Here is a 25750-nt window from a genome sequence, read left to right on the forward strand (position 1 = left end):
TACCTTATTCATCTCTTTTGGGTTCCATTAATGACAATAAGTACTTGTTGCTATTTTTCTTTACAATTCTGATATAGATGACTTCAAAGCCAGCTAAGAGCAGTACGATCAGCATGGCTGTGATAAATCTCTGCCCCATAACCATTCTTGCGCTAGTGGGCACTATTCCTGTGAGGAGGGAGCTCACTCCGAAGCTACTACTGATAAGTGCAAGGGCTATTGGTAGACCGAAATACCAGTTGACTTGCTTTTCTGACGATTTACAAAGAGTTTCGTAGTTGGCACCAAGATGGATTAAGGTCTGGTATCGTCTATAGGATTGTCTTTGTCCCATCAAAAACTGAACGCCGATAATTGTATTTGCGACAACAAGGAAGATGATAGACAGATAGATGGTGACATAGCTGGCAGAGATAATGTAAAACAATTGTCTTCCCATATTTTGTATATAGCTTTCATAGCCAAGAGAGGTTTGATTTAGCTTTTCATTGGTATCTGAGATAGCTCTCATCAAGCCTTTTTCCTTGACTAGCTCAGGAGCCAAGATACCGCTAACATAGTTCGAATAGCGACCGTCTGTATAGCTCATGAAAATCTCATCTGGAACTATGAGAGCGACAGAGAGGGTTATCTCATGATCCGTTACGATTGGCAAAGACTCCACCTCGCCAATCAATTTTACATCATTTCCCATGACTTTGATTTGAGGCTTTGTCTTTAGGACAGAGTTGACGAGACTTTCATCTGGCAGAAAATCTTTCCCCATATACAAATATGCTTCCTTATTAGTTAGTTCTAGAGGAGGAAGATTGGCAGCCTTTTTAAGTTCATTGTATTCGGAAACTGGTATGAGGTGGGAATTAGTAGACTGTTTAAATTTATGGAGCAAAACTTCCTTGTTCTTGTTGTCTTTTTGATTTTTCAACTCCTTGATGACCTCTTCAAAGGACACGGATTCGTGTTCTTTAGTTTGGCCTACTTTAATTTGCAGAATCTTTGAAAACTGTGATACTAGCCCGGCAGCTTCAAGCTCTTTTTTAACTGCATTTACATCAAGATTTTCATCTGTTTCCTGCTTACTATCTCTAAATGTATAATCCAATACGTGGGTTTGATTGCCTGGATTGCCGCTTGTAATGGCCACACCTGCTCCAAAGAGGCACAAGGCAGAGAAAATTAAGAGGGAGCAGACAGCCAGTATAGTTGAGCGTTGGATAACTAATTCCTGAATCTGTCTAAAATTATAGGCATGAAGTTTTCGATTGTTTCCAAGCTTGACCAAAAAGTCTATAAATAAACGCATACCAAAGAAGAGTAGGATAGTTCCCAGAGTTCCTAAGAGAACGGTGATGCCCATTGTTATGACATTTTCCCAAGCTTGTCCACTCATACCCATGTAATAGGCTGTTCCTAGAAGCAAAATTCCGAGGACAGAAGCAAGAAGGTACACCCCCTTGGGGAGTAGTTTCTTCATCCCAGAAGGAGAATAGGCGAGCAGGTTTCCGATTTCCATATTGGCAGTCTTTGCACTTAAAAGGACAAAAACAGCTAATTTTACGGCTAGGAAGCCGATGACTGTATAGAGTAGAGCTGTGGTAGATAGAGAAAATTGATGTTCAATAATCCCTAGTCCCACAATTTTAGCGGTTATTAGGCTAATCAATTCTGAAATTAAGATGGAAATAGGAAGGCCTATTCCAAGGGCAAGGACACTGTTTCTCAAATCCTCGAGTAGGAGCAGTAAGAAGAGTTTGCTTCTTCGCATGCCCAGTGTGAGATAAACACCAAATTCATGTTTTCTTCTTTCCATCTGCATACTGCTTGAGAAGTAAACTAGAAAAAAGAGAATAAAGAGCGTTGCTACATAAAGAATGGGAATCATGCTAAAGAGTTTATTTACAGCGTCACTTTCTATTTGTTTTAGAAAGTGCATCACATCTTGATGAGTCAAAGAAAGGATGATGTAAAAGGAGATAATAGACAGAACCATAGAACTGAAATACAGGCCGTTATTTTTTCGATCTCTTTTGCTATTTCTTGAGACTAATTTAGAAAACATTACCATCACCTCCAGCTAGTGCAGCCATGACCTTTAGTATTCTGTGATAGAAGTCTTCTTGACTTTCTCTTGGATAATCGCGACGGATTTCATGGAATAGTTTTCCATCTTGGATAAACAAGATGCGGTTGCAAAAGCTAGCTGCTACGGAATCGTGGGTCACCATGAGAATGGTGGTTTCTTCCACTTGATTCATTTCGGATAATTTTTGCATCAAAATGGTCGCATTTTTTGAATCCAAAGCTCCTGTGGGCTCGTCCGCAAATACAATCTTAGGGTCTAAAATTAAGGCGCGCGCAGCAGCTACCCTTTGCCGTTGACCACCTGATAATTGAGAAGGGAACTTATCCAGAAGTTCAGAAATATCCAGATATTGGGAAAGTAATTCTAACCGAACCTTGCTTTCGTTGGCATCGACCTTGTGCAAAGATAAGGGAAGTAAAATATTTTCTTTTGCTGTAAGATTGTCCAAGAGCTCAAAATTCTGGAAGAGATAGCCAATTTCCTTGCCTCTATAATCTGCTAATTGGCTCCCTTTTAACTGACCTAAATCCTTTTCTTGCATTTGAATGGAACCGTCAGTTGGCTTGATGATTGTGGCTAGACAGTTAAGAAGAGTTGTTTTCCCAGAACCGCTACTCCCCATAATTCCTAAGAACTCACCTTTTACAACTTGAAAAGATATGCTATCCAAGGCTTTGGTAATATTGGGACCTTTCCCATAATACTTTTTTAATGATTCTACTCGTAAAATTGTGTCCATGTGAAACACCTCCATTTTTTGTTACTATCATTATAATATGAATCAGAGTAGAATAATACTTACGGATGATGTAAGAAATCTTTATCGCTGACTTTTATAATCAGGTTATTGGAGCTATACTTACTATATTATAGCATGGTTTCAGGGATTTAAAAAGAGGAGTAGAGGTTGAAAAATTTTCCTAATATTGAGATCATAAAAAATAATACCACTGAAGTTCATGATCCAGCGGTATTATCTTACAGGAAAATCTATTTCCGTTCTTATTTTCTATTGTTACTTCATTTAGATCTGTCAAAGAATAATTGTAGCAAGCTAGTTTTAAAGAATTCTCTTCAGCCTACACTATTTTTTATCCAAAGATAAATCTCACTATACGATTACTGGCTTTCTCTGTTGCCTTATTAATATCATCTTTTTTCCAATATGGCTTTACATCATTGCCATAAGTTTCTACAAGAGCAGTCGCTAAGGGATAAATGCTATTAACATAGCCTAATTTACTCTTTTGTGTTGTAGATACCTTTGTTCTAAACCATTGATTTCCAATTGTTTATAACCAATAAAACAGTAAGAGAATTTGATTTTGCTGTTTTTTTGCTTTATAATTACAATAGGTTAAATTTGTATAGTATTAAATTTTCGGAGGATACATGGATGCCAAGAGAAGGAGTGACTATTTACGATTTATTAATTTCTTGCCCTGGCTATCTTCAATTAATTAAGGAAGCTGTTGATAATTTTAATAAACTGTATGGTAGTTTGAATAATATACAAGTATCAATCAAGCATTGGTCAACGGATAGCTTTCCTGAATCAGGTGATAAACCACAGGAATTATTAAATAAGCAAATTGTTAGGGAATGTGATGCAGCTGTTGCTATATTTTGGACAAGATTTGGTACTGCAACAGATAATTATGGATCCGGAACGGAAGAAGAAATTGAGGAGATGCTATCAGCTGACAAACAAGTTTTTATGTACTTTTTAGAAGCTCCGATAATTCCGTCTAATATAGACATTAAGCAATATGAAAAAGTGCAAGAATTTAAAGAAAGATATAAAGATAGAGGGATATTTTTTATAGTTAAAGATGAGATTGATTTTCAAAGGCTTTTTACAAATCATCTATCACTTTATTTTTTAAAATTAATTTCAGAAAAAGAAACTTATCAAAACGAAAATATAAAACCGTTTTTGACAATAAGGGATAAAAAAACATTATCTGACGAAAATGTTTTACCTAAACAATTTAGTTTACTGGAGTCAAAATTTATCAATGAAAAACAAAGTAGGATTAATGAATATATAGATGAACTAAACAGTACCGTAATTTCTGAAGAATCAGGTATATTAGAAGATAAAACCAAAAAGTTGATCATGCCTTCAAAAGAAGATGCGAATGTTGATTTTCTTTATAAAATGGCTGATTCTGTGGTTATTAGTGATGAATTCAAAGATACTATAAATGATTTCGCTAAAGAAAACCAAATCAAACTACATGAAAATTTTTGGCACTTAGGAAATTTAAGGAAAGATAAATTTCAGGTGAAAATTCCTTTTGGTAACAGTAGACCTTCGTATATAGGGTCTGATAAGGAAAAGAAACGCTTTTCTAAATTAAACAAATTATATTGGGAAATAGTATCTTACAAAGAGTACATTGAATATTTCACATACATAGATAACATTAAATTTGTCGAATTAATCGTTTCTAACTTAGGTAAAACATATGATGAAGATATCGATATAAAACTGATGGTACCAAAAGGTTGTCTGCTAAAACATAATAACTTGCTTTATCCAGGAGAGAACATAATTGAGGAGATACAGGGAATTGAATTAGATGAATTTCTATTTAAAATTAAAGAAAGTGACTCAGTTGATGCTTACGCTTATTTTCAAATAATCCCATCAAATATAGAAAGAATTAATATTAATCCACTTATCGCATATACTACGAGACCTGGTTATGAAGATCAAAAATACAACTATAAAAACTCTTTAGAACACATATTTATATATAAAAATTTTACAAATTCAGAATTTGATATTTTAAGATTTGGCATTGAGTATTTGAAACATAACTCCTCAATGGCATTTCCATCGATACTAATGTTTGAAAATGTACCTCAAACTGTCGAATATGAAATTACTTCAAAGCATATACCGGATGTAGTAAAGGGTAAGATACATTTAAAAATTGATTAATCAGGGTTTATTGTTTAACTGTTTATGAAGGTTTAATAGAAATATATTCAGAAACTTGATGTAGCGATGAAATAATGAATGAAGAAAATGATTTGATTAGTGGGGTTTAATTTAATAATAATTTTTATAGTATTTATGAATTGTCTGAAGATAATAGAGACTATGCTAGAATTGTTAGCGAGTCTAAGAAAGGTATGTATATAGAAAGTACCAAAAAGGTTAAAATGATATTAGGTTTAAATACTGAAAAATAGTTTTTGTTGTTAAATTGTTGTTAAAGCAAAATAAAAAGCCTTAGAAATATTGATTTCTAGGCTTTTTTTAACTCATTAACTCTATTCCCACTCAACGACTAAATAAGGTCGTCAAATCGTTTATATAACAGTGTTTTTAGCGTGTGGTTATGATTTTGGAGACAGTTTTGGAGACTCTCTCAGTATTGCTTGATTTCCATTGAAATTAACTTTTGTATTTTTAGCGTGTTGTATATTGATTAATCCAGTCATTTCATTAGCCAGTTCCTTATCAACTCCTGACCACATATGAGCATAGTGCTTCAAAGTGATCTCTGGACTTGAGTGTCCTAGTCGTTTTGAAACGATCAGCACCGATGCGTTAAGCTCGTTAATAAGGTAGGATGCGTGAGAATGTCGTAAACCTTTTGCTTGAATCAATGGGACATTTGCTAATTTGGCATAACGCTTAATGATTCTTGAAATGGTTGATTTAAGCATAGGGTTACCATCGTAACTTAAAACAAAATTTACTTTTCCAAGTTCAGATTGACGTTCTTTCCATGCTTTCAAGATTTGGATGGTATCATCATCTAAAGTAACGATACGGAGACCAGCATCTGTTTTAGTGTGGTTCTGTCTTTGCCAATTATTCTTATTAGTCATAATCAGCATATGAGCCACTCTGAGCTCTTTTTTCTCAAAATCAATATCGTTCCACCAGATTGCTGTTCCTTCGTTCACACGCACCCCGGTACAGAAGTAGAGCCACAGCATAACAAAGCATAAATGCTCATAGAAATCAGAAATGCAGATATTGCTAATAACTTCTTCAAAGTCGTTTTTTGTCCAATACTCAGCGATACTTTTCCCTTTTGGAATAGATTTTACTTTCATTGAAACATTCTTCTGTAGATATTGCATATCAACAGCGAAATCCAATGACTTTCTAAAAGTTCCAAAAGTAAGACCTGCATAGGCTTGCGAATAATTACCACCATTTTTAGCTAATAGCCATGTTCTAAAGTTCTGAACTTCACGAACAGTTATGTCTTTGAGTTTTTTCTTCCCAAATCGATTGAAAACAATTTTTAAGGACGGCTGACGTGTTGCATAAGTATGTTCGCTTACTTCTGACTGATAGTAAGGTAAATAAACTGTATTCATGAACTGCTCATAAGTCATATCGTAATTAGAGTATCCATCTGACTGAAGATAGTCATTTTTGACCCTAATCGCTTCTGTATAGGCTTCTTTTGCAGTAGTGAATTTTTTACCATTTGAGTCTTTACGAGACTTTTTCTTGATACGTTTACCAGTGATTTTATCGTTACCTAGGCTAACTTCATAGTAGAATTGACCTTTATCATCAATATACACATCTTGGAAGTTTGTTTTAGCCATAAATTACCTACTTTCTATTCGTTCAGTAACTTAAAGCCAAGAATCTCCTCAACAGCTTCGATTGGAACAGTTCCTAATCGTCTATTGTTGTAAATGGTATACCCTTGTTGTACCATATTCAACTTAGTTTGTCTAATAATTTGTTGAGCTGTAGCTTTTGCGTAGCCTAGTTTAACCAAATCATCAGAAGTAATAGTCAACAGATTTTTACTATTCATTTTCTTCCTCCTTCTTGATATTGCTACGCTGAGGATTGCAACGCCGAGAATCAAGATACTTAGCAAAGAAGTAGGTACGTTCAATGATGAGCCCAAGAAGGGGAGTATGATTCGCACGTGCATACCATACTAGCTCTTCAAACTCAGTGAAGTCATTCTGTTCAATGATATCCACCACCTCTTGCATGAAGTCATCTGAGTTCATCTCTACAAGGAACTTATCAAGGTTAAATCCACAGCCTACCTCAATATCATTCAGATCATATTGCGTTTTATCCTTATTCTCAGCGTGGGTAAAGTAGTCAAAGAGTCCTTTTGGAGATTGGACAACTTCCACGTGAGAAGGGCCGTTCAGCTTATCTTTGATTAGTTCAGATACTTGTTTGTAGCTCTTGAGTGAATCGAAGAAGAATGCTCCGTGTTTGTGAGCCTTTTTCAATTCTCCTGTTTGGCGATTGATGTCTTTATCGTGCCACGGGCTCAAGATAAAGGGAATATGCAATTCTTCAAGAATTACAAGATAGTCTGCAGGGGCGCTCTCTTTGTAGAATAAGAATGTCCACTTGCTAGAACGTTGTTCTTTTGCCATTTTTCACCTCATTTCTGTGATTACTGATTATTGGATAAATGGGGGGTCGTAGTAACCCCCATTTATCTTGGTCAATAGAAAAGAAGGGAGCTATTTGGCTACTGCTAAACGCAAGCCATAGCCCCCTCTTTTACCGTTTTTTACCAACTAACCAAAGGTTATTGCGACCCCGATTAGGTGCAGAGAAGTAGTAGTCAGGATGCTGACTAGATACTTCCTCTTTTAGTTGGGAAGTCATATCACTCAAGACTTTTTGCCCCTGCTGGTCTCTTGGGACTTTAATGAATACTCTGACTTCATCTTTTTGGATGTCTACAACACTCTTACGAGCACAACGATTGAAGCTGCCGTTGATTGGGTTGTGGGTTGTAATGGTTTGGTTATCTATTTTTGTGACTTTCTCTGATTTTTCACGTTGTGTCAGGAAATTACGGAGCTTGAAAGTGTGGTAGATGGATTTGAAATAGTTGAAAAGATTATCAAATCGAACACGATTCATGATTTCAAGCGTAACGGATGCAAACAATGCACCTAGTAAGTAGCTCATAACCGTATAAGAGTATTGGCTTCCCATTGTTAGATAGCTACTGACTTGCGAAAGGTCAAGGGCGATAGGAAGCGTTAGGGCAATAGTGCTCGCTAGAAAGTCTAATGACCATCCAAGAAATCCTGTTATAAGTGAAAAGAGAATCAAGTAGATGTTGAGGTTGTAAGTCCTCATGAAGAATGATTTTTTTATCATTAGAGAATACCTTCCGTTGTGTAGTATGTAGGACAAAGTAGTGGGAGTACCTGATAGGGATGCTCATTGTCAATGACCTGTATCAAGCCAGTGCCGTGTCCAGTCGGAATAACAATACCTTCAGGATTTAGGTCAGGGAACAAAAATTGAACAGATTTGCTATTTATATTTCCAATCTGAATTAGAACATTAAGCTGTTCCCGTACTGATACTGGAATCGTGGTGTGGTCAAATCGCTGGCTTACTAAGAGCAAGTGAATTTTTGTAGCCCGTCCAAGTAGAGCAATTTGTGACAAAAGAGAGAAAAAAGATTCCTTGATTGCCTTATTGACTCCCTCTGAAAGAGCCAGTACCTCGTCTATGACAATTGTGAGATGTGCGAATTCATGACGGGGATTGTCATATAGAATTGCTTGCCGTTGTTGAATCAGATTTAGGCATTGACTTAAACGCTCATTGACCTCTGAAACGAAATCAGACTTAGAACGGTTCTCCACGGGATGAATGACTGCTATTTTGTGTTCGCGAGCCCAACGACTTGGGGAATCAAACTTAGGGTCTACGATGATGAGGTCGCTCTGATTTTTGAGAACGGAGAGCAGGTAGGTAAGGGCATAACTTTTCCCTGAGCCCGAGTTTCCACAGATAGCCATGTGGTTCACCTTATCAAGATTGAGAGTAAAATTTTCCATAATTGGAATCTGATTCTTTGGTAGGTTGGATGTGTACTTGTCAAGGTCAGGGATGACCAAACGTTTTGAGATACCCACCTTCCAAGGGAAGAAGAGTCCACGCTGAACATGAATGTCATCTGTCTTGAGAGGGATAAAGTAAGTGGCATTCTGTTTCAGAAGTGTATAGTGAGGGTACAAGGAAGCGTTAGCAATCAAGAAGATTTTGTTATAGAGTTCATCATCTAGGATGTAGGCACAAGGAAGCCTAGGGATGAAGATGAAGCCACCCTCTTGAATGACAATATTGAAGCTATTGGTGTAGCTTGTTTCCCCCTGCATCAGAGCCCCAAGAGCCATGTTGAGGCTCTGGAGCAAGTAAGATTGCAGGACAGTATCTGCTTTAGTTGCCATTATTTGACCTCCTTGATACCGTCAGCTTTGAAGTAGACATTGTAGCGAACCTCAACGGCTTGGAGATTTTCAAATTCAATCAAGCTTAGAAATTCAGGAAGTTTGACCTTGTCTTCAAATTTTACTTGGAAAGGTTCAAGCCCTTCTTGAACAAAGGTTGCCTTGTAGGCGATAATCTCACCGGTTGGCTTTCCATCTTCAAAGAGTTGTTGGGGTTCAAGCTCAGTGCTTAAACTGTGAATCGGTTTAGTAGGAATGACATATTCCGTTGCAGTTGTGGCTGAGTAGCCATCTTTCTTGTGTTTGGTTTTAATTGCCATGGGTTTTATCCTCCTTTATGGCTTAATTGTTTTGTTAGGGGGACGTGCTCAGTTTGAGTCGTGAGCTGGACTGTCTTAGCTAAGTACATATCTATGATAGACGTTTTAGACTTTTCTTGATTTCAAGATTTTTGAAAGTGTAGCACTCAAAGTTGTGCTACGAGTGAGACGAATTCGATTAACCATTCAACTAGGCTATCAGCAATTTGGTAAGATGTTTCTTCCTTTGGAAAATCAGGGAAGAAATCATATAAGTCAGTTGCCAAGGTTGAGAGATTTTGTTGAATACCTTTCTTTTTGGATTTGAAAAGATGCTTTGTGGAATCGTGTCCTTCAGAAAGAATAAGTTCTGTCAATTGAGTAATGAGAAACTTGCAAAAGTCAATACTAGGGAAGAAAACACTCTTTACATTAGGAAGATTTAGTGTTTCTTGCAAGGCATCTACAGTGTCTAAGGTAATATTTCGTTTACCTCTTAGGATTTGACTAACGGCAGGAGCAGAGATTTCTATAGGTTCATCAAAATTATAATAAAAGATACTGTTCTGAGCTTTACCTTGCTCAATCAATTCTTGTTTGATAGCTTGACCAAGTAATTCACAATAGAGAGCTTTAACTTTAGCTTTTAGCATAAGTTGTCCTTTCCTGTCCTCAGACGGAAAGAAACAAATGAGCTATTACAGTTACCGAGTAGATGCAAGAATGGCACAAAAAAGAAACGGTGAAACAGTAATATGCAAAACTAAACCTTTACCGCATAGTAATCATATTGTTTCGATCCGTCCTTTGCTGGCCAGCTTTTGGACTTTTTATTTTTCGAGATATAAATATCCCTGATATTATTATAAAGTCAAAAAACGTGGTATAATTTAGGCATAAATAATTTATTTTAATGAAAGAAATACCAGGTTTTGTATGAAGTTCAAGAATACTAAGAAATACTTGCTCGATATTGCTTCCCTTCGGTTAGATTGTAAAGTGAGAGAGATAAATAGAGAACGTAAAGAAGTATCTTCTCGGGAATACTATTGGGAACATGGTAAAAAGAAAAAACAGAATCCAAAATATAGCAAGTTGTCAAATGAAGAAATATATTCAAAAAATGCCCCTTTAATTGGACAAATTCGAGGAGGAAAAATAAATAAAAAAAATCCTCATTTATTTACCAATTCAGCAGTTAGGGCAATTTACAATAATTGTAAAATTAGTCCAACCGATACCGGCTTTGGATTAAATGAAGAAGAACAAATCAATTTTAGAAAACGAAATATGATGTTCAAATCATATGACGAAATTTTTTTCGGAAGTGAGTCGGAACAGCGTACAATGGAGACGTTTTTTCCAACAGCATTGATGCTAGATATTTTGTATGAAAAATATGATGAAAACTTATGGAGAATTGTTTTAGGTTATGTCCCATTAAATATTGTGTTTGAGAAAATAAAGCAAAATGTCAAAGATACTAAAAAGGTGTATAGCCTTCTTGTTAAGGATAACTGGGAATTACTTATGACAGGTATTTTTAGAGCCAGTGAAAGATTTGGTACACATGAGAATTCTTTTGAAGATATCTTTACATTGGATATAGAATACTTTGTAAGTTTTTATAATTCATCCTTCCCGAGTAGGCAGGAGGGGGAGAATAGATTGGCAAAGATTGAAAGAGTTTTATCTTTGTTTTATGAGGAGGTGTTGAAAGACAAGTTTGAGCAATTTATAAATGAGAGAGAAGGATTTGAATATCATAGTATTGAATCTATGGTTGCTATTCAAAAAGAAGCTCAGGGATATAAGAAGAGAATTATTGAATTTGAATCTTCGAAATTATTAGGAATTTATAGCTCTTCTTGGGATGATAATTTTTTAGACGAGCTTGAGGCTCTCAATGCAAAAGAAGAACTAACAGATGAATATTCGGATTTGCTCCATGTTACTAGGATATCCAAATTGATTGACAGAGTTTTTGAGGAAATGACTGTTTTACAGAGTAAACATGAAGACAGTAATCACTGGGGTGGTAACTATCTTGGGTATATCAAAAAATATCAAAAAGGGAATGAAATATTAGCTTATTTTTCCTCTGGTGACTCCGCTGAATTAAAGCCATTGATACTAGACAGTGAAAAACAAGCAGACCGATGGAACGAACATCTTAGAAGGAGATTATACATCAAAAAGCATCCTAATAGCTATTTAGCAAAAGAAGAACGAGAGCAAATGGAATGGTTTAGAGATAGGAGAAATAAAAAACTTTGAGTTTTATGTCTCAAAGTTTTTTGGATATGTCTAAAAAATTATTGAAGACTGAATTTTTATCCTTAAATGGTATAATAGAGTGAATATGAAAAATTGGTAAAGGAGTACCCTTTAGTGCATTGCTCACACAATATACTAAATAACTATTAAATCCCTTTTGCTGATGAAATATGTGAGGTATGTGATGTTAGATAAGGGGAACAGTGATCAGTCTAACAAGACTGTGATGACACTAAAGGAACAGAAGAATCAAGCAAATGAGTTTGTTGCACATTGGAAAGATAGAGGGAATGAACGACAAGATTCACAGCCTTTTTGGCTTGACCTTTTGCAGTCAGTTTATGGCATTGAAAAGCCAACTGAGTATATCACTTTTGAAGATAAGGTTATGCTTGACCATACCAGTTTCATTGATGGCTATATTGAAAAGACTAAAGTCTTGATTGAGCAAATATGAAGAACTTATTAAAGAAAAATAATTTCCCTAAGACTGGACATACTGGTTACTGGTTAGGGGTAAGGAGTGTAGCGAGGTGGACAATGTACATAATCAACTGGATTAAAGATAGACTGAATCAGAAAAAAGAAAAACTAGAATCCGTTTCATATACAAATGTAAAGGAACTTGCATTAACTAAAATGTCAGATTCTCCAATATTGTTTGTTGACAATGGAAAAGAAAACATAGGTTACGATTATCAAACGTATGAGAGTATTACTTATTTATTAAAAAATGGCGGTAGTCTCAACTATCTTATAGCTGATAGAGACATAAAAATTTCTTCTCATAAATTTGTACCCATTGAATATAAAGGAAAAAATCTTTACGAATTAGATCTTGGTAAAATAGATGTATTCCTTAAGGATTTGAATTTAGGATATTTTTATGAACAAGACCACTATGGAGGAGCAACTTATACACTTTCATCATACATTTTAATGGCATTATGCTGTGACAATTACAAACATTACGATATTAAACTCAGTATATATCGAGAACGTGATGCAAGAGAAGCGTATAATGCAGGAATTGACATCTATTACTCAGTAATGAAGCAAAAAAAAAAATGTTAGCCAAATTCTTTCTCGAAACAGCATAATACTAAAAGCTGAGGAGCGTGAAAGTGATATAGTTTATTATAAACAGCTTATTGAAAAATCAGAAAAAAAGTTACTTTCTCTGCCTAGTAATAGAGCTTGGGAATCTATGCCTACACAACCAATATACATTTTTCACTATAAAAAAGATGCCCCAGCATTTGGTAGTTCTATAAGAAAAATTGAAATGAAGGAAATTGATAACTTTTACATTTCTAAGTCTGGAGAATACATTAAACATAGTGTAGTGGAAAGAATTGGACTAGAAGGTGATTGTTTGATTCACATCACATTTTCTAGAGAGTTAAGCAATAAACAAAAAGAAAAATTAGACAACTATTTTTATAACGATTTTTCATTTGAAAAAATTCCTTTAGATGACTATAAGCAAATTGCGACACAAAAAGTAAAAAAATTAAACGAGCAAATCGAACAAGGATTAGATATTTTTGAAATTATCTCGGGGAATAAATACTAATGTTAAAGCTATATAAAAAAACGAGGCAGGTGTAAATACCTGCCTTTTGTATACCTCTATCAAAATGAAATAAAAAAGAAGTTCATAAATCGAACTTCTTTTGGAGACACTTTGGAGACAATTCAAATGAATTCACCTCATTTTTAAGACCAATTAAAACAATTCAAATGCTGTTAAATTAAGGTTTCTTAGCCAAAGTTACTCTTATATTTTACTCCCACTCAACTGTTGCAGGTGGTTTACTTGTAATATCGTAGACGATACGGTTAACATGATCCACTTCATTTACGATACGCACAGAAATCTTTTGAAGGACTTCCCATGGAATCTTAGCAAAATCAGCAGTCATACCATCGATAGAGGTGATAGCACGGATTGCAATCGTGTAGTCATATGTACGACCGTCACCCATAACACCAACTGAACGAACGCCTGTATTAACAGTGAAGTATTGCCAGATATCGCGGTCAAGACCTGCTTTAGCAATTTCCTCACGAAGAATAGCGTCTGACTCACGAACTGTTTCTAGCTTTTCTTCTGTGATTTCACCCATAACACGGATAGCAAGTCCTGGTCCTGGGAATGGTTGGCGCCATACGATATGGTCTGGCATACCAAGTTCTGTACCAAGGGCACGAACTTCGTCTTTATAGAGAGTATTGAGTGGTTCAATCAATTCAAATTGCATGTCTTCTGGAAGACCACCCACGTTGTGGTGTGACTTGATAGTTTGAGCTGTATCCGTACCAGACTCGATAACATCTGTATATAAAGTACCTTGAGCAAGGAATTTCACATCTTTGAGCTTGCTTGCTTCGTCATCAAATACATACACAAACTCGTTACCGATGATTTTACGTTTTTGTTCAGGGTCAGAAACGCCAGCAAGTTTATCAAGGAAACGTTTAGCTGCGTCTGCTTTGACGATATTCAAACCAAACTTACCACCAAGCATGTCCATAACTTGGTCCGCTTCTCCTTTACGAAGAAGACCGTGGTCCACGAAGATACAGATCAATTGATCACCAATAGCCTTTTGGAGAAGAACCCCAACTACAGATGAATCAACCCCACCGGATAGACCAAGAAGGACACGTTTATCACCGACAGTCTCACGGATTTTTTGGATCTGCATATCGATGAAGTTATCCATTGACCAATCACCTTTAGCCTTACAGATGTTAAGGGCAAAGTTACGAAGGATATCATTTCCGTATACAGAATGACGAACTTCTGGGTGGAATTGGATACCGTAAATGTGTTTATCTGGGTTTTCAATGGCTGCATATGGACAGTCAGCTGAAGTTCCAGTACGAACAAAATCAGCAGGAATCTCAGTAACTGCGTCACCATGACTCATCAAAACAGTCTGTTCATCAGGTGTTGATTCAAAAAGAGCTGATGGTGTATGAGTTAGAGTTGATTGACCGTATTCACGATTTCCAGCATCACCTGCAGGAACAACTTTTCCTCCAAGTTTATGTGTCAACAACTGCATACCGTAACAGATTCCCAAAATTGGAATTCCAAGTTCGAAGATTTCTGGGTCAATATCAAATGAACCATCTTCGTATACAGAGTTTGGACCACCTGATAGGATAATTCCTACAGGATTGATTTCATGAACTTCAGCAGCTGAAATTTTATGGCTCTTTAGTTCTGAAAAAACACCAATCTCACGGATACGGCGTGAAATCAGCTGGTTGTATTGGCTACCATAGTCCAATACGATGATTTTTTCTACATCTTGCAAATCAGTTGAAATGTTGCTCATCTTTTTCCTTTCTCAAAAGAAATATCTTTTTTCAATATTCTATCACAAATAAGGGCGAATTACCAACTAAACAAGGCGAAGTTTGACTTTTTCTAGTTTATTGGGGTACAATAGAGAAAAGATAGAAATGAAGTGAAAAATATGCTACCCGCTTATATGAAAATCCATGATCAGATTAAAAAGGATATTGACGAACACCGTTGGGCAATTGGTGAGAGACTTCCTAGTGAACGAGACTTAGCAGAGCAGTTTGCGGTCAGTCGCATGACCCTCCGCCAAGCCGTATCTCTATTAGTCGAAGAAGGCGTCTTAGAGCGCCACGTAGGAAGTGGCACCTTTGTTTCTAGTACTCGGGTACAAGAAAAGATGCGAGGAACAACAAGTTTTACTGAAATTGTTAAGTCCCAAGGTAAAGTACCCTCTAGCCAGCTCATTTCCTACAGAAAAACCATTCCCAATGAGCAGGAAGTTGCAAAGTTAGGAATTTCTCCAACGGAGAATATTATCCGAATGGAACGGGTCCGCTATGCCGACCAAGTTCCTCTAGTTTATGAAGTTGCTTCTATTCCTGAAAAATTCATTAAGGACTTTAAAAAAGAAGAAATCACTAGTCATTTCTTCCAGACCTTGCAAAAACATGGCTACCGTATTGGCAAATCACAGCAGACTATCTATGCTCGCCTTGCTAAGGAAAAAATTGCCCACTATTTGGAAGTTGAAAAAGGACATGCTATTCTTGGTCTGACTCAGATTTCTTACCTAGAAGATGGTACTGCATTTGAATACGTAAAAAGTCAGTATGTAGGCGAACGCTTTGAATTTTATCTTGAGAATAACTAGTCTAGAAAGGCTAGTTTTTTGATTTCCTAAAAGATTAGAATTGTCAAAACAATCTGTCTAGGCTTGATTTTATGGCTTATTTACTATAAAATGAGAAGGAAAAACGTCAAACTTTTATATTGCAAATAGGAGAAAACATGACAAAAACATTAAAACGTCCAGAGGTTTTATCACCTGCAGGGACTTTAGAGAAGCTAAAGGTAGCTGTTCAATATGGAGCAGATGCTGTCTTTATCGGTGGTCAGGCCTATGGCCTTCGTAGCCGTGCCGGAAACTTTACTTTCGAACAGATGGAAGAAGGTGTCCAGTTTGCGGCCAAGTATGGTGCTAAGGTTTATGTGGCTGCCAATATGGTTATGCACGAAGGAAATGAGGCTGGTGCTGGTGAGTGGTTCCGTAAACTACGTGATATCGGAATCGCGGCAGTTATCGTGTCTGATCCAGCCTTGATTATGATTGCGGCTACAGAAGCACCAGGTCTTGAAATCCACCTCTCTACCCAAGCAAGTGCCACTAACTATGAAACACTTGAGTTCTGGAAAGAACTAGGTTTAACTCGTGTCGTTTTGGCGCGTGAGGTTTCAATGGAAGAATTGGCAGAAATTCGCAAACGTACAGATGTTGAGATTGAAGCCTTTGTTCATGGAGCCATGTGTATTTCTTACTCTGGTCGTTGTACTCTTTCGAACCACATGAGTATGCGTGATGCTAACCGTGGTGGATGCTCTCAGTCATGCCGTTGGAAATACGACCTTTACGATATGCCATTTGGGAAGGAACGTAAGAGTCTTAAAGGTGAAATTCCTGAAGAATTTTCAATGTCAGCCGTTGATATGTCAATGATTGACCATATCCCGGATATGATTGAAAATGGTGTGGACAGTCTAAAAATCGAAGGACGCATGAAGTCTATTCACTATGTTTCGACAGTAACTAACTGTTATAAGGCGGCTGTTGATGCTTATCTAGAGAGTCCAGAGAAGTTTGAAGCTATCAAGCAAGACTTGATTGATGAGATGTGGAAGGTTGCCCAACGTGAATTAGCAACAGGTTTCTACTATGGTACGCCGTCTGAAAATGAGCAGTTATTTGGTGCTCGTCGTAAAATTCCTGAGTATAAGTTTGTCGCTGAAGTGGTTGCTTATGATGATGCGACACAAACAGCAACCATTCGCCAACGGAACGTCATTAACGAAGGGGACCAAGTTGAGTTTTACGGTCCAGGTTTCCGTCATTTTGAAACATATATCGAAGATCTGCATGATGCTAAAGGAAATAAGATCGATCGCGCTCCAAATCCAATGGAACTATTGACTATTAAGGTTCCACAACCTGTTCAAGCTGGAGACATGGTTCGAGCTCTCAAAGAAGGACTCATCAATCTTTATAAAGAAGATGGCACCAGCGTTACAGTGCGTGCTTAATAAACATGTAGGAGACGAAAGTTTTCTAGTTGCTTTCCCTTCAATCCTACTTACCAAAGAACCTTAGGTTAAAGAAAATATATTAATTTCCATCCGAGATTCCATCTCGGATTTTTTCATTATTTTTCAGAAAGAACTAGATAATGGACGAATTTATTACAAGTTTTTTCCAAAGTTTTCTATATAATAGACTTAAAAATAGTAAAATTGTAAATAATTTTCATTAAACGCTTTCAACGTAAGTAAAAAGTTGACAAATCCAATTTTTAGGACTAAACTAAGTAAGTAAATTTTAATTAAAAGGAGAATTCGTCATGAATTTAACATTTTTCGGTCTATGTCTTGCCTGTATGGGTGTATCTCTTGGTGAGGGTATGTTGATGAATGGTTTGTTGAAATCAGTTGCTCGCCAACCAGATATCATCTCAGAACTACGTAGTTTGATGATCCTAGGGGTTGCCTTTATTGAAGGTACTTTCTTCGTTACTCTTGTCTTTTCATTTATCATCAAATAAAAGAAGTATAAATTGAAAAAGGGAGGATTTTAGATGGAAGAAAGTATTAATCCAACCATCAATATTGGTCCTGTTACCTTTAATTTAACCATAGTAGTTTTGACTTTGTTGACTGTAGCACTTATTTTTGGCTTTATTTATTGGGCAACTCGAAATATGACTTTGAGACCCACAGGAAAACAAAATGTATTAGAGTATTTATTTGATTTTGTTGTTGGATTTACAAAATCAAACCTTGGTCCAATGATAAAGGATTATTCTCTCTTTTATTTCTGTTTATTCCTATTTATGGCCATTGCAAATAATATTGGCTTAATGGCTAGAATTCAGACTACAGATGGTGTAAATCTTTGGACCTCACCAACAGCAAATTTGTCATTTGACTTGGTCTTGTCTTTTACAATTATCTTAATGACCCACGTAGAAGGAATTCGTCGTCGTGGAATCAAAAAGTATTTAAAAGCATTTGTAACACCAGGTTTTATGACACCAATGAATCTCTTAGAAGAAGTTACCAATCTCCTTTCACTTGCATTGCGGGTATTTGGTAATATCTTTGCAGGGGAAGTGATGGCAAGTATGTTAGTCCTACTTTCTCATCAGGCCTTCTATTGGTACCCTATTGCTTTTGGAACAAATCTAATCTGGACTGCATTTTCTGTTTTTATTTCTTGTGTACAAGCATATGTATTTACATTGTTATCTTCAATGTACCTAGGAAATAAAATTAATGATGAAGAATAGAAAGGAGTAGTTTATGAATGTAACAGTAGGTGAATTACTTGGTGATTTTATACTAATCGCTGGTTCCTTTATTCTCTTGCTAGTCTTGGTTAAGAAATACGCTTGGTCAAATTTGACTAGCATTTTCGAACAAAGAGCAGAAAAAATTGCAGCAGATATTGACGGAGCTGAACAAGCACGTCAAAAAGCAGAAGTATTGGCTCAGAAACGCGAAGAAGAATTGGCTGGTAGCCGTAAAGAAGCTAAGACAATCATTGAGAATGCGAAAGAAACAGCTGAGAAAAGCAAAGCTAGTATTTTAGCAGATGCTAAGCTAGAAGCAGGACGCTTGAAAGAAAAAGCGAACCAAGAAATTGCTCAAAATAAAGCTGAAGCTTTACAAAGCGTTAAGGGTGAGGTAGCAGATTTGACAATCAGCTTGGCTGGTAAAATCATCTCACAAAACCTTGACGGTCATGCCCATAAAGAACTCATTGATCAGTATATCGATCAGTTAGGAGAAGCTTAATGGACAAGAAAACAGTAAAGGTAATTGAAAAATACAGCATGCCTTTTGTCCAATTGGTTTTAGAAAAAGGAGAAGAAGACCGTATCTTTTCAGACTTAGCTCAAATCAAGCAAGTTGCTGAAGAAACAGGTTTACCTTCTTTTTTAAAAAAAGTGGCAGTCGACGAGTCTGACAAGGAAAAAACGATTGCGTTCTTCCAAGATTCAGTGTCGACTTTATTGCAAAACTTTATCCAGGTTCTTATCTACAATCACAGAGCAAATCTTTTTTATGATATTCTTGTAGATTGTTTGAACCGACTTGAAAAAGAAACAAATCGATTTGAAGTGACGATTACTTCTGCTCATCCTTTAACTGATGAACAAAAGAGTCGCTTGCTCCCTTTGATTGAGAAAAAAATGTCTCTTAAAGTAAGGAGTGTAAAAGAACAAATCGATGAAAGTCTTATTGGTGGTTTTGTCATTTTTGCCAATCACAAGACAATTGATGTGAGTATTAAACAACAACTTAAAGTTGTTAAAGAAAATTTGAAATAGAAAGTGGTGTTCTTTTGGCAATTAACGCACAAGAAATCAGCGCTTTAATTAAGCAACAAATTGAAAATTTCAAACCCAATTTTGATGTGACTGAAACAGGTGTTGTAACCTATATCGGGGACGGTATCGCGCGTGCTCACGGCCTTGAAAATGCCATGAGTGGAGAGTTGTTGATTTTTGAAAACGGCTCTTATGGTATGGCTCAAAACTTGGAGTCAACAGACATTGGTATTATCATCCTAGGTGACTTTACAGATATCCGTGAAGGCGATACAATCCGCCGTACAGGGAAAATCATGGAAGTCCCAGTAGGTGAAAGTCTGATTGGTCGTGTTGTGGATCCGCTTGGTCGTCCAGTTGACGGTCTTGGAGAAATCCACACTGATAAAACTCGTCCAGTAGAAGCGCCAGCTCCTGGTGTTATGCAACGTAAGTCTGTATCAGAACCATTGCAAACTGGTTTGAAAGCTATCGACGCCCTTGTACCGATTGGTCGTGGTCAACGTGAGTTGATTATCGGTGACCGTCAGACAGGGAAAACAACAATTGCGATTGATACAATCTTGAACCAAAAGGGTCAAGATATGATCTGTATCTACGTAGCGATTGGACAGAAAGAATCAACAGTTCGTACGCAAGTAGAAACACTTCGTCAGTACGGTGCCTTGGACTACACAATCGTTGTGACAGCCTCTGCTTCACAACCATCTCCATTGCTCTTCCTAGCTCCTTATGCTGGGGTTGCCATGGCGGAAGAATTTATGTACCAAGGTAAGCATGTTTTGATCGTTTATGATGATCTTTCAAAACAAGCGGTAGCTTATCGTGAACTGTCTCTTTTGCTTCGTCGTCCTCCAGGTCGTGAAGCCTTCCCAGGGGATGTTTTCTACCTTCACAGCCGTTTGCTTGAGCGCTCAGCTAAAGTTTCTGATGAACTTGGTGGTGGATCTATTACAGCCCTACCGTTTATCGAGACACAAGCAGGAGATATCTCTGCCTATATCGCAACCAACGTGATTTCAATCACTGATGGACAAATCTTCCTTGGTGATGGTCTCTTCAATGCGGGTATTCGTCCAGCCATTGACGCGGGTTCATCTGTATCTCGTGTAGGTGGTTCTGCACAAATTAAAGCCATGAAAAAGGTTGCTGGTACACTTCGTATCGACCTTGCTTCATACCGTGAGTTGGAAGCCTTCACTAAGTTTGGTTCTGACTTGGACGCAGCAACACAGGCTAAGTTGAACCGTGGACGTCGTACAGTTGAAGTCTTGAAACAACCTGTTCACAAACCATTACCTGTTGAGAAACAAGTAACCATTCTCTATGCTTTGACACATGGTTTCTTGGATACTGTTCCAGTAGATGAAATTGTTCGTTTTGAGGAAGAGTTCCATGCCTTCTTTGATGCTCAACATCCAGAGATTTTGGAAACCATTCGTGATACAAAAGACTTGCCAGACGAAGCAGTCTTGGATGCTGCGATTACAGAGTTTCTCAATCAAACCAGCTTCCAATAAGAATAGAGGTGTCAGATGGCAGTATCTCTAAATGATATTAAAACAAAAATCGCCTCAACAAAAAATACGAGTCAAATCACTAATGCCATGCAGATGGTATCAGCTGCTAAGCTAGGTCGTTCTGAAGAAGCTGCTCGCAACTTCCAAGTTTATGCTCAGAAAGTTCGTAAACTTTTGACGGATATTCTTCATGGTAATGGAGCCGGCAGTTCAACCAATCCGATGTTGATTAGTCGTCCAGTTAAGAAGACAGGTTATATCGTCATTACTTCAGACCGCGGTTTGGTTGGAGGCTATAATTCTTCTATTTTGAAAGCCGTTATGGAGCTGAAAGAAGAATACCATCCAGACGGTAAAGGTTTTGAAATGATCTGTATTGGTGGAATGGGAGCTGATTTCTTTAAAGCTCGTGGTATTCAACCACTTTATGAACTACGTGGCTTGGCAGATCAACCAAGCTTTGATGAAGTTCGTAAGATTATTTCAAAAACTGTTGAAATGTACCAAAATGAACTTTTTGATGAACTCTATGTCTGCTATAACCACCATGTCAATACGCTAACCAGTCAAATGCGTGTGGAGCAAATGCTTCCGATTGTTGACTTGGATCCAAATGAAGCGGATGACAGTTACAGCTTGACCTTTGAATTGGAAACTAGCCGAGAAGAAATTTTGGAGCAGTTGTTGCCTCAGTTTGCAGAAAGTATGATTTATGGTGCTATTATCGATGCTAAGACAGCTGAAAATGCTGCGGGTATGACAGCCATGCAAACAGCGACAGATAATGCTAAGAAAGTCATTAATGATTTGACAATTCAGTATAACCGTGCCAGACAGGCGGCGATTACACAAGAAATTACAGAAATCGTAGCAGGAGCTAGTGCCTTAGAATAGGCACTAGTCCAGCTCGTATGAAAATGAACTTAGGACCTAGTTAAGCTAGGGACCGACAGTATCTTATATAGAATAGGAGAAGGAGATGAGTTCAGGTAAAATTGCTCAGGTTATCGGTCCCGTTGTAGACGTCTTGTTTGCAGCAGGGGAAAAACTTCCTGAGATTAACAATGCACTTGTCGTCTACAAAAATGACGAAAGAAAAACAAAAATCGTCCTTGAAGTAGCCTTGGAGTTGGGAGATGGTATGGTTCGTACTATCGCCATGGAATCAACAGATGGTTTGACTCGTGGAATGGAAGTATTGGACACAGGTCGTCCAATCTCTGTACCAGTAGGTAAAGAAACTTTGGGACGTGTCTTCAACGTTTTGGGAGATACCATTGACTTGGAAGCTCCTTTTACAGAAGATGCAGAGCGTCAGCCAATTCATAAAAAAGCTCCAACTTTTGATGAGTTGTCTACCTCTTCTGAAATCCTTGAAACAGGGATTAAGGTTATCGACCTTCTTGCCCCTTACCTTAAAGGTGGTAAAGTTGGACTTTTCGGTGGTGCCGGAGTTGGTAAAACTGTCTTGATTCAAGAATTGATTCACAACATTGCCCAAGAACACGGTGGTATTTCAGTATTTACCGGTGTTGGGGAACGTACTCGTGAAGGGAACGACCTTTACTGGGAAATGAAAGAATCAGGCGTTATCGAGAAAACAGCCATGGTATTTGGTCAGATGAATGAGCCACCTGGAGCACGTATGCGTGTTGCCCTTACTGGTTTGACAATCGCTGAATACTTCCGTGATGTAGAAGGCCAAGACGTGCTTCTCTTTATCGATAATATCTTCCGTTTCACTCAGGCTGGTTCAGAAGTATCTGCCCTTTTGGGTCGTATGCCATCAGCCGTTGGTTACCAACCAACACTTGCTACGGAAATGGGTCAATTGCAAGAACGTATTACATCAACCAAGAAGGGTTCTGTAACCTCTATCCAAGCTATCTATGTGCCAGCGGATGACTATACTGACCCAGCGCCAGCAACAGCCTTTGCTCACTTGGATTCAACAACTAACTTGGAACGTAAGTTGGTACAATTGGGTATCTACCCAGCCGTTGACCCACTTGCTTCAAGCTCACGTGCCTTGGCACCTGAAATCGTTGGGGAAGAGCACTATGCAGTTGCTGCTGAAGTAAAACGTGTCCTTCAACGTTACCATGAGTTGCAAGATATCATCGCTATCCTTGGTATGGATGAGCTTTCTGATGAAGAAAAGACCTTGGTTGCACGTGCCCGTCGTATCCAGTTCTTCTTGTCACAAAACTTCAACGTTGCGGAACAATTTACTGGTCAGCCAGGTTCTTATGTTCCAGTTGCTGAAACTGTTCGTGGCTTTAAGGAAATACTTGATGGTAAACACGACCACTTGCCAGAAGATGCCTTCCGTGGTGTAGGTTCTATCGAAGATGTGATTGCAAAAGCTGAAAAAATGGGATTTTAAGAGGTGATCTATGGCTCAGTTAACTGTCCAGATCGTGACACCAGATGGTCTCGTCTATGATCACCATGCCAGCTTTGTATCAGTTCGAACTCTGGATGGTGAGATGGGAATCTTGCCACGACATGAAAATATGATTGCAGTTTTAGCAGTTGATGAGGTTAAGGTTAAACGTGTAGATGATGAAAATCACGTGAACTGGATTGCAGTGAACGGGGGCGTTATCGAAGTTGCCAATGGCGTTGTCACAATTGTTGCTGACTCTGCAGAACGTGCTCGTGATATCGACGTTAGTCGTGCAGAACGTGCCAAACTTCGAGCAGAGCGTGAAATTGAAGAAGCACACGACAAACACTTGATTGACCAAGAACGTCGTGCGAAGATTGCACTGCAACGTGCCATTAACCGTATTAATGTCGGAAATAGACTATAAGAAAAAAATGAACTTGAGTTACCAAGTTCATTTTTTATGTTTTCTTAGGGAGCAAAACTGATGCAAAATTAGAATTGTCTAGAGATATAAAAGATAATTAAAAGATTGCATAGTTCAATTTGCGTAGCAGAAATCATACAAATAAAATTGATTATAGTAAAATAGAATTAGAATTATTAAGAAAGTTGGTTCTTTATTGGAAACGATAGTATTTTCAATCTCTGTTTTTCTAGCAGGGATCTTATCCTTCTTTTCCCCTTGCATTTTCCCTCTGTTACCTGTCTATACTGGTATCTTATTGGATGATCAGGATAGTGCAAAAAGTTTTTCATTATTTGGGAAAAAAGTTGCCTGGTCAGGTTTGATTCGAACACTTTGCTTTATTGCAGGTATCTCTCTCATTTTCTTTATCTTAGGATTTGGTGCTGGTTACTTTGGTAATATTCTCTATGCAAATTGGTTTCGATATGTCATGGGAACAATTATTATCATTTTGGGCCTTCACCAGATGGAAATTTTTCATTTTAAGAAATTAGAGGTTCAAAAAAGCTTTACCTTTAAAAAATCAGATTCTAATCGTTATTGGTCAGCTTTTTTACTTGGTATTACCTTTAGCTTTGGTTGGACGCCTTGTATTGGGCCGGTTTTAAGTTCTGTCTTAGCACTTGCGGCTTCTGGAGGTAATGGCGCTTGGCAAGGAGCTATCTATACTCTTATTTACACTCTGGGAATGGCCATTCCTTTCTTGGTCTTGGCTCTAGCTTCAGGCGTAGTGATGCCTTATTTTAGTAAACTCAAGCGCCATATGATGCTACTTAAGAAAATTGGTGGTTTCCTCATTATTTTAATGGGAATTTTGTTACTATTAGGACAAGTAAATGTTCTAGCTGGTATTTTTGAATAAAGGAGAAAAAGATGAAAAAAGTAATGTTTGCTGGCTTAAGCCTCTTGTCACTAGTTGTATTGATGGCCTGTGGCGAGGAAGAGACTAAAAAGACTCAAGCACCAGAACAATCCCCAAAACAACAGCAACAAACGCCTGTACAACAAATTGCTGTTGGAAAAGATGCTCCAGACTTCACCTTGCAATCTATGGATGGTAAAGAAGTTAAGTTATCTGATTATAAGGGGAAAAAAGTCTACTTGAAGTTTTGGGCTTCATGGTGTGGTCCATGTAAGAAAAGTATGCCTGAGTTGATGGAATTAGCTGCGAAACAAGATCGTGATTTCGAAATTCTTAGTGTCATTGCACCAGGAATTCAAGGTGAAAAAACTGTCGAGCAATTTCCACAATGGTTCCAAGATCAAGGATATAAAGATATCCCAGTACTTTATGACACAAAAGGAACCACCTTCCAAGCTTATCAAATTCGAAGCATTCCTACAGAATACCTGATTGATAGTCAAGGAAAGATTGGAAAGATTCAATTTGGTGTCATCAGCAACGAGGATGCAGAAGCAGCCTTTAAAGAAATGAACTAGAATCAAGATTTTAAAATAGTATTTATACAATCAATCCCCTAGATTTTAGATAGTATTAATCTAAGATTTAGGGGATTTTTGCTATCAATAAATTAAGTTTAAAAAAAGAAGGGAGTTCTGTATTATACAGATTCC

The 25750-nt window shown here is 37.5% G+C and carries 26 protein-coding genes and 1 pseudogene; 17 read left to right on the forward strand and 10 right to left on the reverse strand.

The features are described 5' to 3' along the window. Nucleotides 1–4: 4 nt before the first annotated feature. Nucleotides 5–2059, reverse strand: coding sequence for an FtsX-like permease family protein (locus DXN33_RS02760; protein WP_115904271.1), 2055 nt, complete (start codon nt 2057–2059; stop codon nt 5–7). Continuing rightward, nucleotides 2049–2822, reverse strand: coding sequence for an ABC transporter ATP-binding protein (locus DXN33_RS02765; RefSeq protein ID WP_049493441.1), 774 nt, complete (start codon nt 2820–2822; stop codon nt 2049–2051). Before DXN33_RS02765 ends, DXN33_RS02760 begins: the two co-directional genes overlap by 11 nt. A 657-nt stretch (nt 2823–3479) precedes the next feature. Between DXN33_RS02765 and DXN33_RS02770 the strand changes: the two genes are divergently transcribed. Further along, nucleotides 3480–5033 (forward strand): hypothetical protein, encoded by a 1554-nt coding sequence (locus DXN33_RS02770; protein WP_115904272.1) that lies wholly within the window; start codon nt 3480–3482, stop codon nt 5031–5033. Nucleotides 5034–5434: 401 nt separating this feature from the next. On the opposite strand, the gene DXN33_RS02775 is transcribed toward DXN33_RS02770, so the two are convergent. The 7 genes from DXN33_RS02775 to DXN33_RS02805 all read right to left on the reverse strand — a co-directional run bounded on the left by DXN33_RS02775 (nt 5435) and on the right by DXN33_RS02805 (nt 10256). Continuing rightward, nucleotides 5435–6670: a tyrosine-type recombinase/integrase gene (locus DXN33_RS02775; protein WP_002900374.1), complete on the reverse strand. Its 1236-nt coding sequence runs from the start codon at nt 6668–6670 to the stop codon at nt 5435–5437. 14 nt (nt 6671–6684) lie between these two features. Further along, the gene (locus tag DXN33_RS02780; RefSeq protein ID WP_001086263.1) at nt 6685–6888 is read right to left on the reverse strand and encodes a DUF3173 domain-containing protein; all 204 of its coding nucleotides are present in this window, start codon (nt 6886–6888) and stop codon (nt 6685–6687) included. After that, nucleotides 6881–7477 (reverse strand): replication protein, encoded by a 597-nt coding sequence (locus DXN33_RS02785; protein WP_115904273.1) that lies wholly within the window; start codon nt 7475–7477, stop codon nt 6881–6883. Before DXN33_RS02785 ends, DXN33_RS02780 begins: the two co-directional genes overlap by 8 nt. 130 nt (nt 7478–7607) lie before the next feature. Then, nucleotides 7608–8219 (reverse strand): hypothetical protein, encoded by a 612-nt coding sequence (locus DXN33_RS02790; protein ID WP_000592630.1) that lies wholly within the window; start codon nt 8217–8219, stop codon nt 7608–7610. Beyond that, complete coding sequence (locus DXN33_RS02795) at nt 8219–9304, reverse strand: AAA family ATPase (RefSeq protein WP_002900371.1); 1086 nt, start codon at nt 9302–9304, stop codon at nt 8219–8221. Before DXN33_RS02795 ends, DXN33_RS02790 begins: the two co-directional genes overlap by 1 nt. Continuing rightward, nucleotides 9304–9624, reverse strand: coding sequence for a hypothetical protein (locus DXN33_RS02800; protein ID WP_000985761.1), 321 nt, complete (start codon nt 9622–9624; stop codon nt 9304–9306). Before DXN33_RS02800 ends, DXN33_RS02795 begins: the two co-directional genes overlap by 1 nt. Before the next feature lie 146 nt (nt 9625–9770). Next, a complete protein-coding gene (locus DXN33_RS02805; RefSeq protein ID WP_115904274.1) occupies nt 9771–10256 on the reverse strand; it encodes a helix-turn-helix transcriptional regulator in 486 nt (161 codons plus the stop codon). A 283-nt stretch (nt 10257–10539) separates the two neighbouring features. Here DXN33_RS02805 and DXN33_RS02810 point away from each other — a divergent pair, with 283 nt between their 5' ends. The 4 genes and pseudogenes from DXN33_RS02810 (at nt 10540) to DXN33_RS09770 (ending at nt 13456) form a co-directional block, all read left to right on the forward strand. Further along, a complete protein-coding gene (locus DXN33_RS02810; RefSeq protein WP_000669585.1) occupies nt 10540–11880 on the forward strand; it encodes a hypothetical protein in 1341 nt (446 codons plus the stop codon). Between the two features lie 226 nt (nt 11881–12106). Beyond that, nucleotides 12107–12331 (forward strand): annotated as a pseudogene (locus tag DXN33_RS02815) (type IIL restriction-modification enzyme MmeI); the annotation flags it as partial. A gap of 2 nt (nt 12332–12333) precedes the next feature. Then, on the forward strand, nt 12334–12954 hold the full coding sequence (locus DXN33_RS09765) for a hypothetical protein (RefSeq protein WP_258864221.1): 621 nt from the start codon (nt 12334–12336) through the stop codon (nt 12952–12954). 211 nt (nt 12955–13165) lie between these two features. After that, nucleotides 13166–13456 (forward strand): hypothetical protein, encoded by a 291-nt coding sequence (locus tag DXN33_RS09770; RefSeq protein WP_258864222.1) that lies wholly within the window; start codon nt 13166–13168, stop codon nt 13454–13456. A 211-nt stretch (nt 13457–13667) separates the two neighbouring features. On the opposite strand, the gene guaA is transcribed toward DXN33_RS09770, so the two are convergent. Next, on the reverse strand, nt 13668–15230 hold the full coding sequence (gene guaA, locus DXN33_RS02825) for a glutamine-hydrolyzing GMP synthase (RefSeq protein WP_115904276.1): 1563 nt from the start codon (nt 15228–15230) through the stop codon (nt 13668–13670). Between the two features lie 141 nt (nt 15231–15371). On the opposite strand from guaA, the gene DXN33_RS02830 reads away from it, so the two are divergent. From DXN33_RS02830 to sdbB, 12 genes are all read left to right on the forward strand, one after another. Continuing rightward, nucleotides 15372–16070: a GntR family transcriptional regulator gene (locus tag DXN33_RS02830; protein ID WP_115904277.1), complete on the forward strand. Its 699-nt coding sequence runs from the start codon at nt 15372–15374 to the stop codon at nt 16068–16070. A gap of 137 nt (nt 16071–16207) precedes the next feature. Next, nucleotides 16208–17494, forward strand: a complete 1287-nt coding sequence (locus tag DXN33_RS02835) for a U32 family peptidase (protein WP_000169063.1) — start codon at nt 16208–16210, stop codon at nt 17492–17494. A 314-nt stretch (nt 17495–17808) separates the two neighbouring features. Then, nucleotides 17809–18009, forward strand: coding sequence for a F0F1 ATP synthase subunit C (locus DXN33_RS02840; RefSeq protein WP_001054560.1), 201 nt, complete (start codon nt 17809–17811; stop codon nt 18007–18009). A gap of 33 nt (nt 18010–18042) precedes the next feature. Further along, complete coding sequence (gene atpB, locus DXN33_RS02845; protein WP_000392870.1) at nt 18043–18753, forward strand: F0F1 ATP synthase subunit A; 711 nt, start codon at nt 18043–18045, stop codon at nt 18751–18753. Between the two features lie 13 nt (nt 18754–18766). Continuing rightward, entirely contained in the window at nt 18767–19261 is a 495-nt protein-coding gene (atpF, locus tag DXN33_RS02850; RefSeq protein ID WP_115904278.1) for a F0F1 ATP synthase subunit B, read from the forward strand. Beyond that, complete coding sequence (locus DXN33_RS02855; RefSeq protein WP_049502213.1) at nt 19261–19797, forward strand: F0F1 ATP synthase subunit delta; 537 nt, start codon at nt 19261–19263, stop codon at nt 19795–19797. The genes atpF and DXN33_RS02855 overlap by 1 nt, the downstream gene beginning before the upstream one ends. 14 nt (nt 19798–19811) lie before the next feature. Continuing rightward, nucleotides 19812–21317 carry a F0F1 ATP synthase subunit alpha gene (atpA, locus tag DXN33_RS02860; RefSeq protein ID WP_049551952.1) on the forward strand — a complete coding sequence of 502 codons (1506 nt, stop codon included), beginning with the start codon at nt 19812–19814 and terminating at the stop codon, nt 21315–21317. Nucleotides 21318–21332: 15 nt separating this feature from the next. Beyond that, nucleotides 21333–22211: a F0F1 ATP synthase subunit gamma gene (locus DXN33_RS02865; RefSeq protein WP_000301224.1), complete on the forward strand. Its 879-nt coding sequence runs from the start codon at nt 21333–21335 to the stop codon at nt 22209–22211. An 85-nt stretch (nt 22212–22296) separates the two neighbouring features. Continuing rightward, nucleotides 22297–23703: a F0F1 ATP synthase subunit beta gene (gene atpD / locus DXN33_RS02870; RefSeq protein ID WP_000094357.1), complete on the forward strand. Its 1407-nt coding sequence runs from the start codon at nt 22297–22299 to the stop codon at nt 23701–23703. A 10-nt stretch (nt 23704–23713) separates the two neighbouring features. Further along, a complete protein-coding gene (locus tag DXN33_RS02875; RefSeq protein ID WP_049493458.1) occupies nt 23714–24133 on the forward strand; it encodes a F0F1 ATP synthase subunit epsilon in 420 nt (139 codons plus the stop codon). A 196-nt stretch (nt 24134–24329) separates the two neighbouring features. Further along, nucleotides 24330–25037: a thiol-disulfide oxidoreductase-associated membrane protein CcdA2 gene (gene ccdA2 / locus DXN33_RS02880; RefSeq protein ID WP_042751026.1), complete on the forward strand. Its 708-nt coding sequence runs from the start codon at nt 24330–24332 to the stop codon at nt 25035–25037. Between the two features lie 11 nt (nt 25038–25048). Beyond that, nucleotides 25049–25615, forward strand: a complete 567-nt coding sequence (gene sdbB / locus DXN33_RS02885; protein WP_115904279.1) for a thiol-disulfide oxidoreductase-associated lipoprotein SdbB — start codon at nt 25049–25051, stop codon at nt 25613–25615. Nucleotides 25616–25750 lie beyond the last annotated feature (135 nt).

Source organism: Streptococcus sp. NM (assembly GCF_003390135.1).
Lineage (GTDB): Bacteria > Bacillota > Bacilli > Lactobacillales > Streptococcaceae > Streptococcus.

What these genes read in the sequence shown, in the direction of transcription:
- DXN33_RS02760 (WP_115904271.1), bottom strand. Translation starts at nt 2,059, where the DNA reads ATGTTTTCTAAATTAGTCTCAAGAAATAGCAAAAGAGATCGAAAAAAT.
- DXN33_RS02765 (WP_049493441.1), bottom strand. Translation starts at nt 2,822, where the DNA reads ATGGACACAATTTTACGAGTAGAATCATTAAAAAAGTATTATGGGAAA.
- DXN33_RS02770 (WP_115904272.1), top strand. Translation starts at nt 3,480, where the DNA reads ATGCCAAGAGAAGGAGTGACTATTTACGATTTATTAATTTCTTGCCCT.
- DXN33_RS02775 (WP_002900374.1), bottom strand. Translation starts at nt 6,670, where the DNA reads ATGGCTAAAACAAACTTCCAAGATGTGTATATTGATGATAAAGGTCAA.
- DXN33_RS02780 (WP_001086263.1), bottom strand. Translation starts at nt 6,888, where the DNA reads ATGAATAGTAAAAATCTGTTGACTATTACTTCTGATGATTTGGTTAAA.
- DXN33_RS02785 (WP_115904273.1), bottom strand. Translation starts at nt 7,477, where the DNA reads ATGGCAAAAGAACAACGTTCTAGCAAGTGGACATTCTTATTCTACAAA.
- DXN33_RS02790 (WP_000592630.1), bottom strand. Translation starts at nt 8,219, where the DNA reads ATGATAAAAAAATCATTCTTCATGAGGACTTACAACCTCAACATCTAC.
- DXN33_RS02795 (WP_002900371.1), bottom strand. Translation starts at nt 9,304, where the DNA reads ATGGCAACTAAAGCAGATACTGTCCTGCAATCTTACTTGCTCCAGAGC.
- DXN33_RS02800 (WP_000985761.1), bottom strand. Translation starts at nt 9,624, where the DNA reads ATGGCAATTAAAACCAAACACAAGAAAGATGGCTACTCAGCCACAACT.
- DXN33_RS02805 (WP_115904274.1), bottom strand. Translation starts at nt 10,256, where the DNA reads ATGCTAAAAGCTAAAGTTAAAGCTCTCTATTGTGAATTACTTGGTCAA.
- DXN33_RS02810 (WP_000669585.1), top strand. Translation starts at nt 10,540, where the DNA reads ATGAAGTTCAAGAATACTAAGAAATACTTGCTCGATATTGCTTCCCTT.
- DXN33_RS09765 (WP_258864221.1), top strand. Translation starts at nt 12,334, where the DNA reads ATGAAGAACTTATTAAAGAAAAATAATTTCCCTAAGACTGGACATACT.
- DXN33_RS09770 (WP_258864222.1), top strand. Translation starts at nt 13,166, where the DNA reads ATGAAGGAAATTGATAACTTTTACATTTCTAAGTCTGGAGAATACATT.
- guaA (WP_115904276.1), bottom strand. Translation starts at nt 15,230, where the DNA reads ATGAGCAACATTTCAACTGATTTGCAAGATGTAGAAAAAATCATCGTA.
- DXN33_RS02830 (WP_115904277.1), top strand. Translation starts at nt 15,372, where the DNA reads ATGCTACCCGCTTATATGAAAATCCATGATCAGATTAAAAAGGATATT.
- DXN33_RS02835 (WP_000169063.1), top strand. Translation starts at nt 16,208, where the DNA reads ATGACAAAAACATTAAAACGTCCAGAGGTTTTATCACCTGCAGGGACT.
- DXN33_RS02840 (WP_001054560.1), top strand. Translation starts at nt 17,809, where the DNA reads ATGAATTTAACATTTTTCGGTCTATGTCTTGCCTGTATGGGTGTATCT.
- atpB (WP_000392870.1), top strand. Translation starts at nt 18,043, where the DNA reads ATGGAAGAAAGTATTAATCCAACCATCAATATTGGTCCTGTTACCTTT.
- atpF (WP_115904278.1), top strand. Translation starts at nt 18,767, where the DNA reads ATGAATGTAACAGTAGGTGAATTACTTGGTGATTTTATACTAATCGCT.
- DXN33_RS02855 (WP_049502213.1), top strand. Translation starts at nt 19,261, where the DNA reads ATGGACAAGAAAACAGTAAAGGTAATTGAAAAATACAGCATGCCTTTT.
- DXN33_RS02865 (WP_000301224.1), top strand. Translation starts at nt 21,333, where the DNA reads ATGGCAGTATCTCTAAATGATATTAAAACAAAAATCGCCTCAACAAAA.
- atpD (WP_000094357.1), top strand. Translation starts at nt 22,297, where the DNA reads ATGAGTTCAGGTAAAATTGCTCAGGTTATCGGTCCCGTTGTAGACGTC.
- DXN33_RS02875 (WP_049493458.1), top strand. Translation starts at nt 23,714, where the DNA reads ATGGCTCAGTTAACTGTCCAGATCGTGACACCAGATGGTCTCGTCTAT.
- sdbB (WP_115904279.1), top strand. Translation starts at nt 25,049, where the DNA reads ATGAAAAAAGTAATGTTTGCTGGCTTAAGCCTCTTGTCACTAGTTGTA.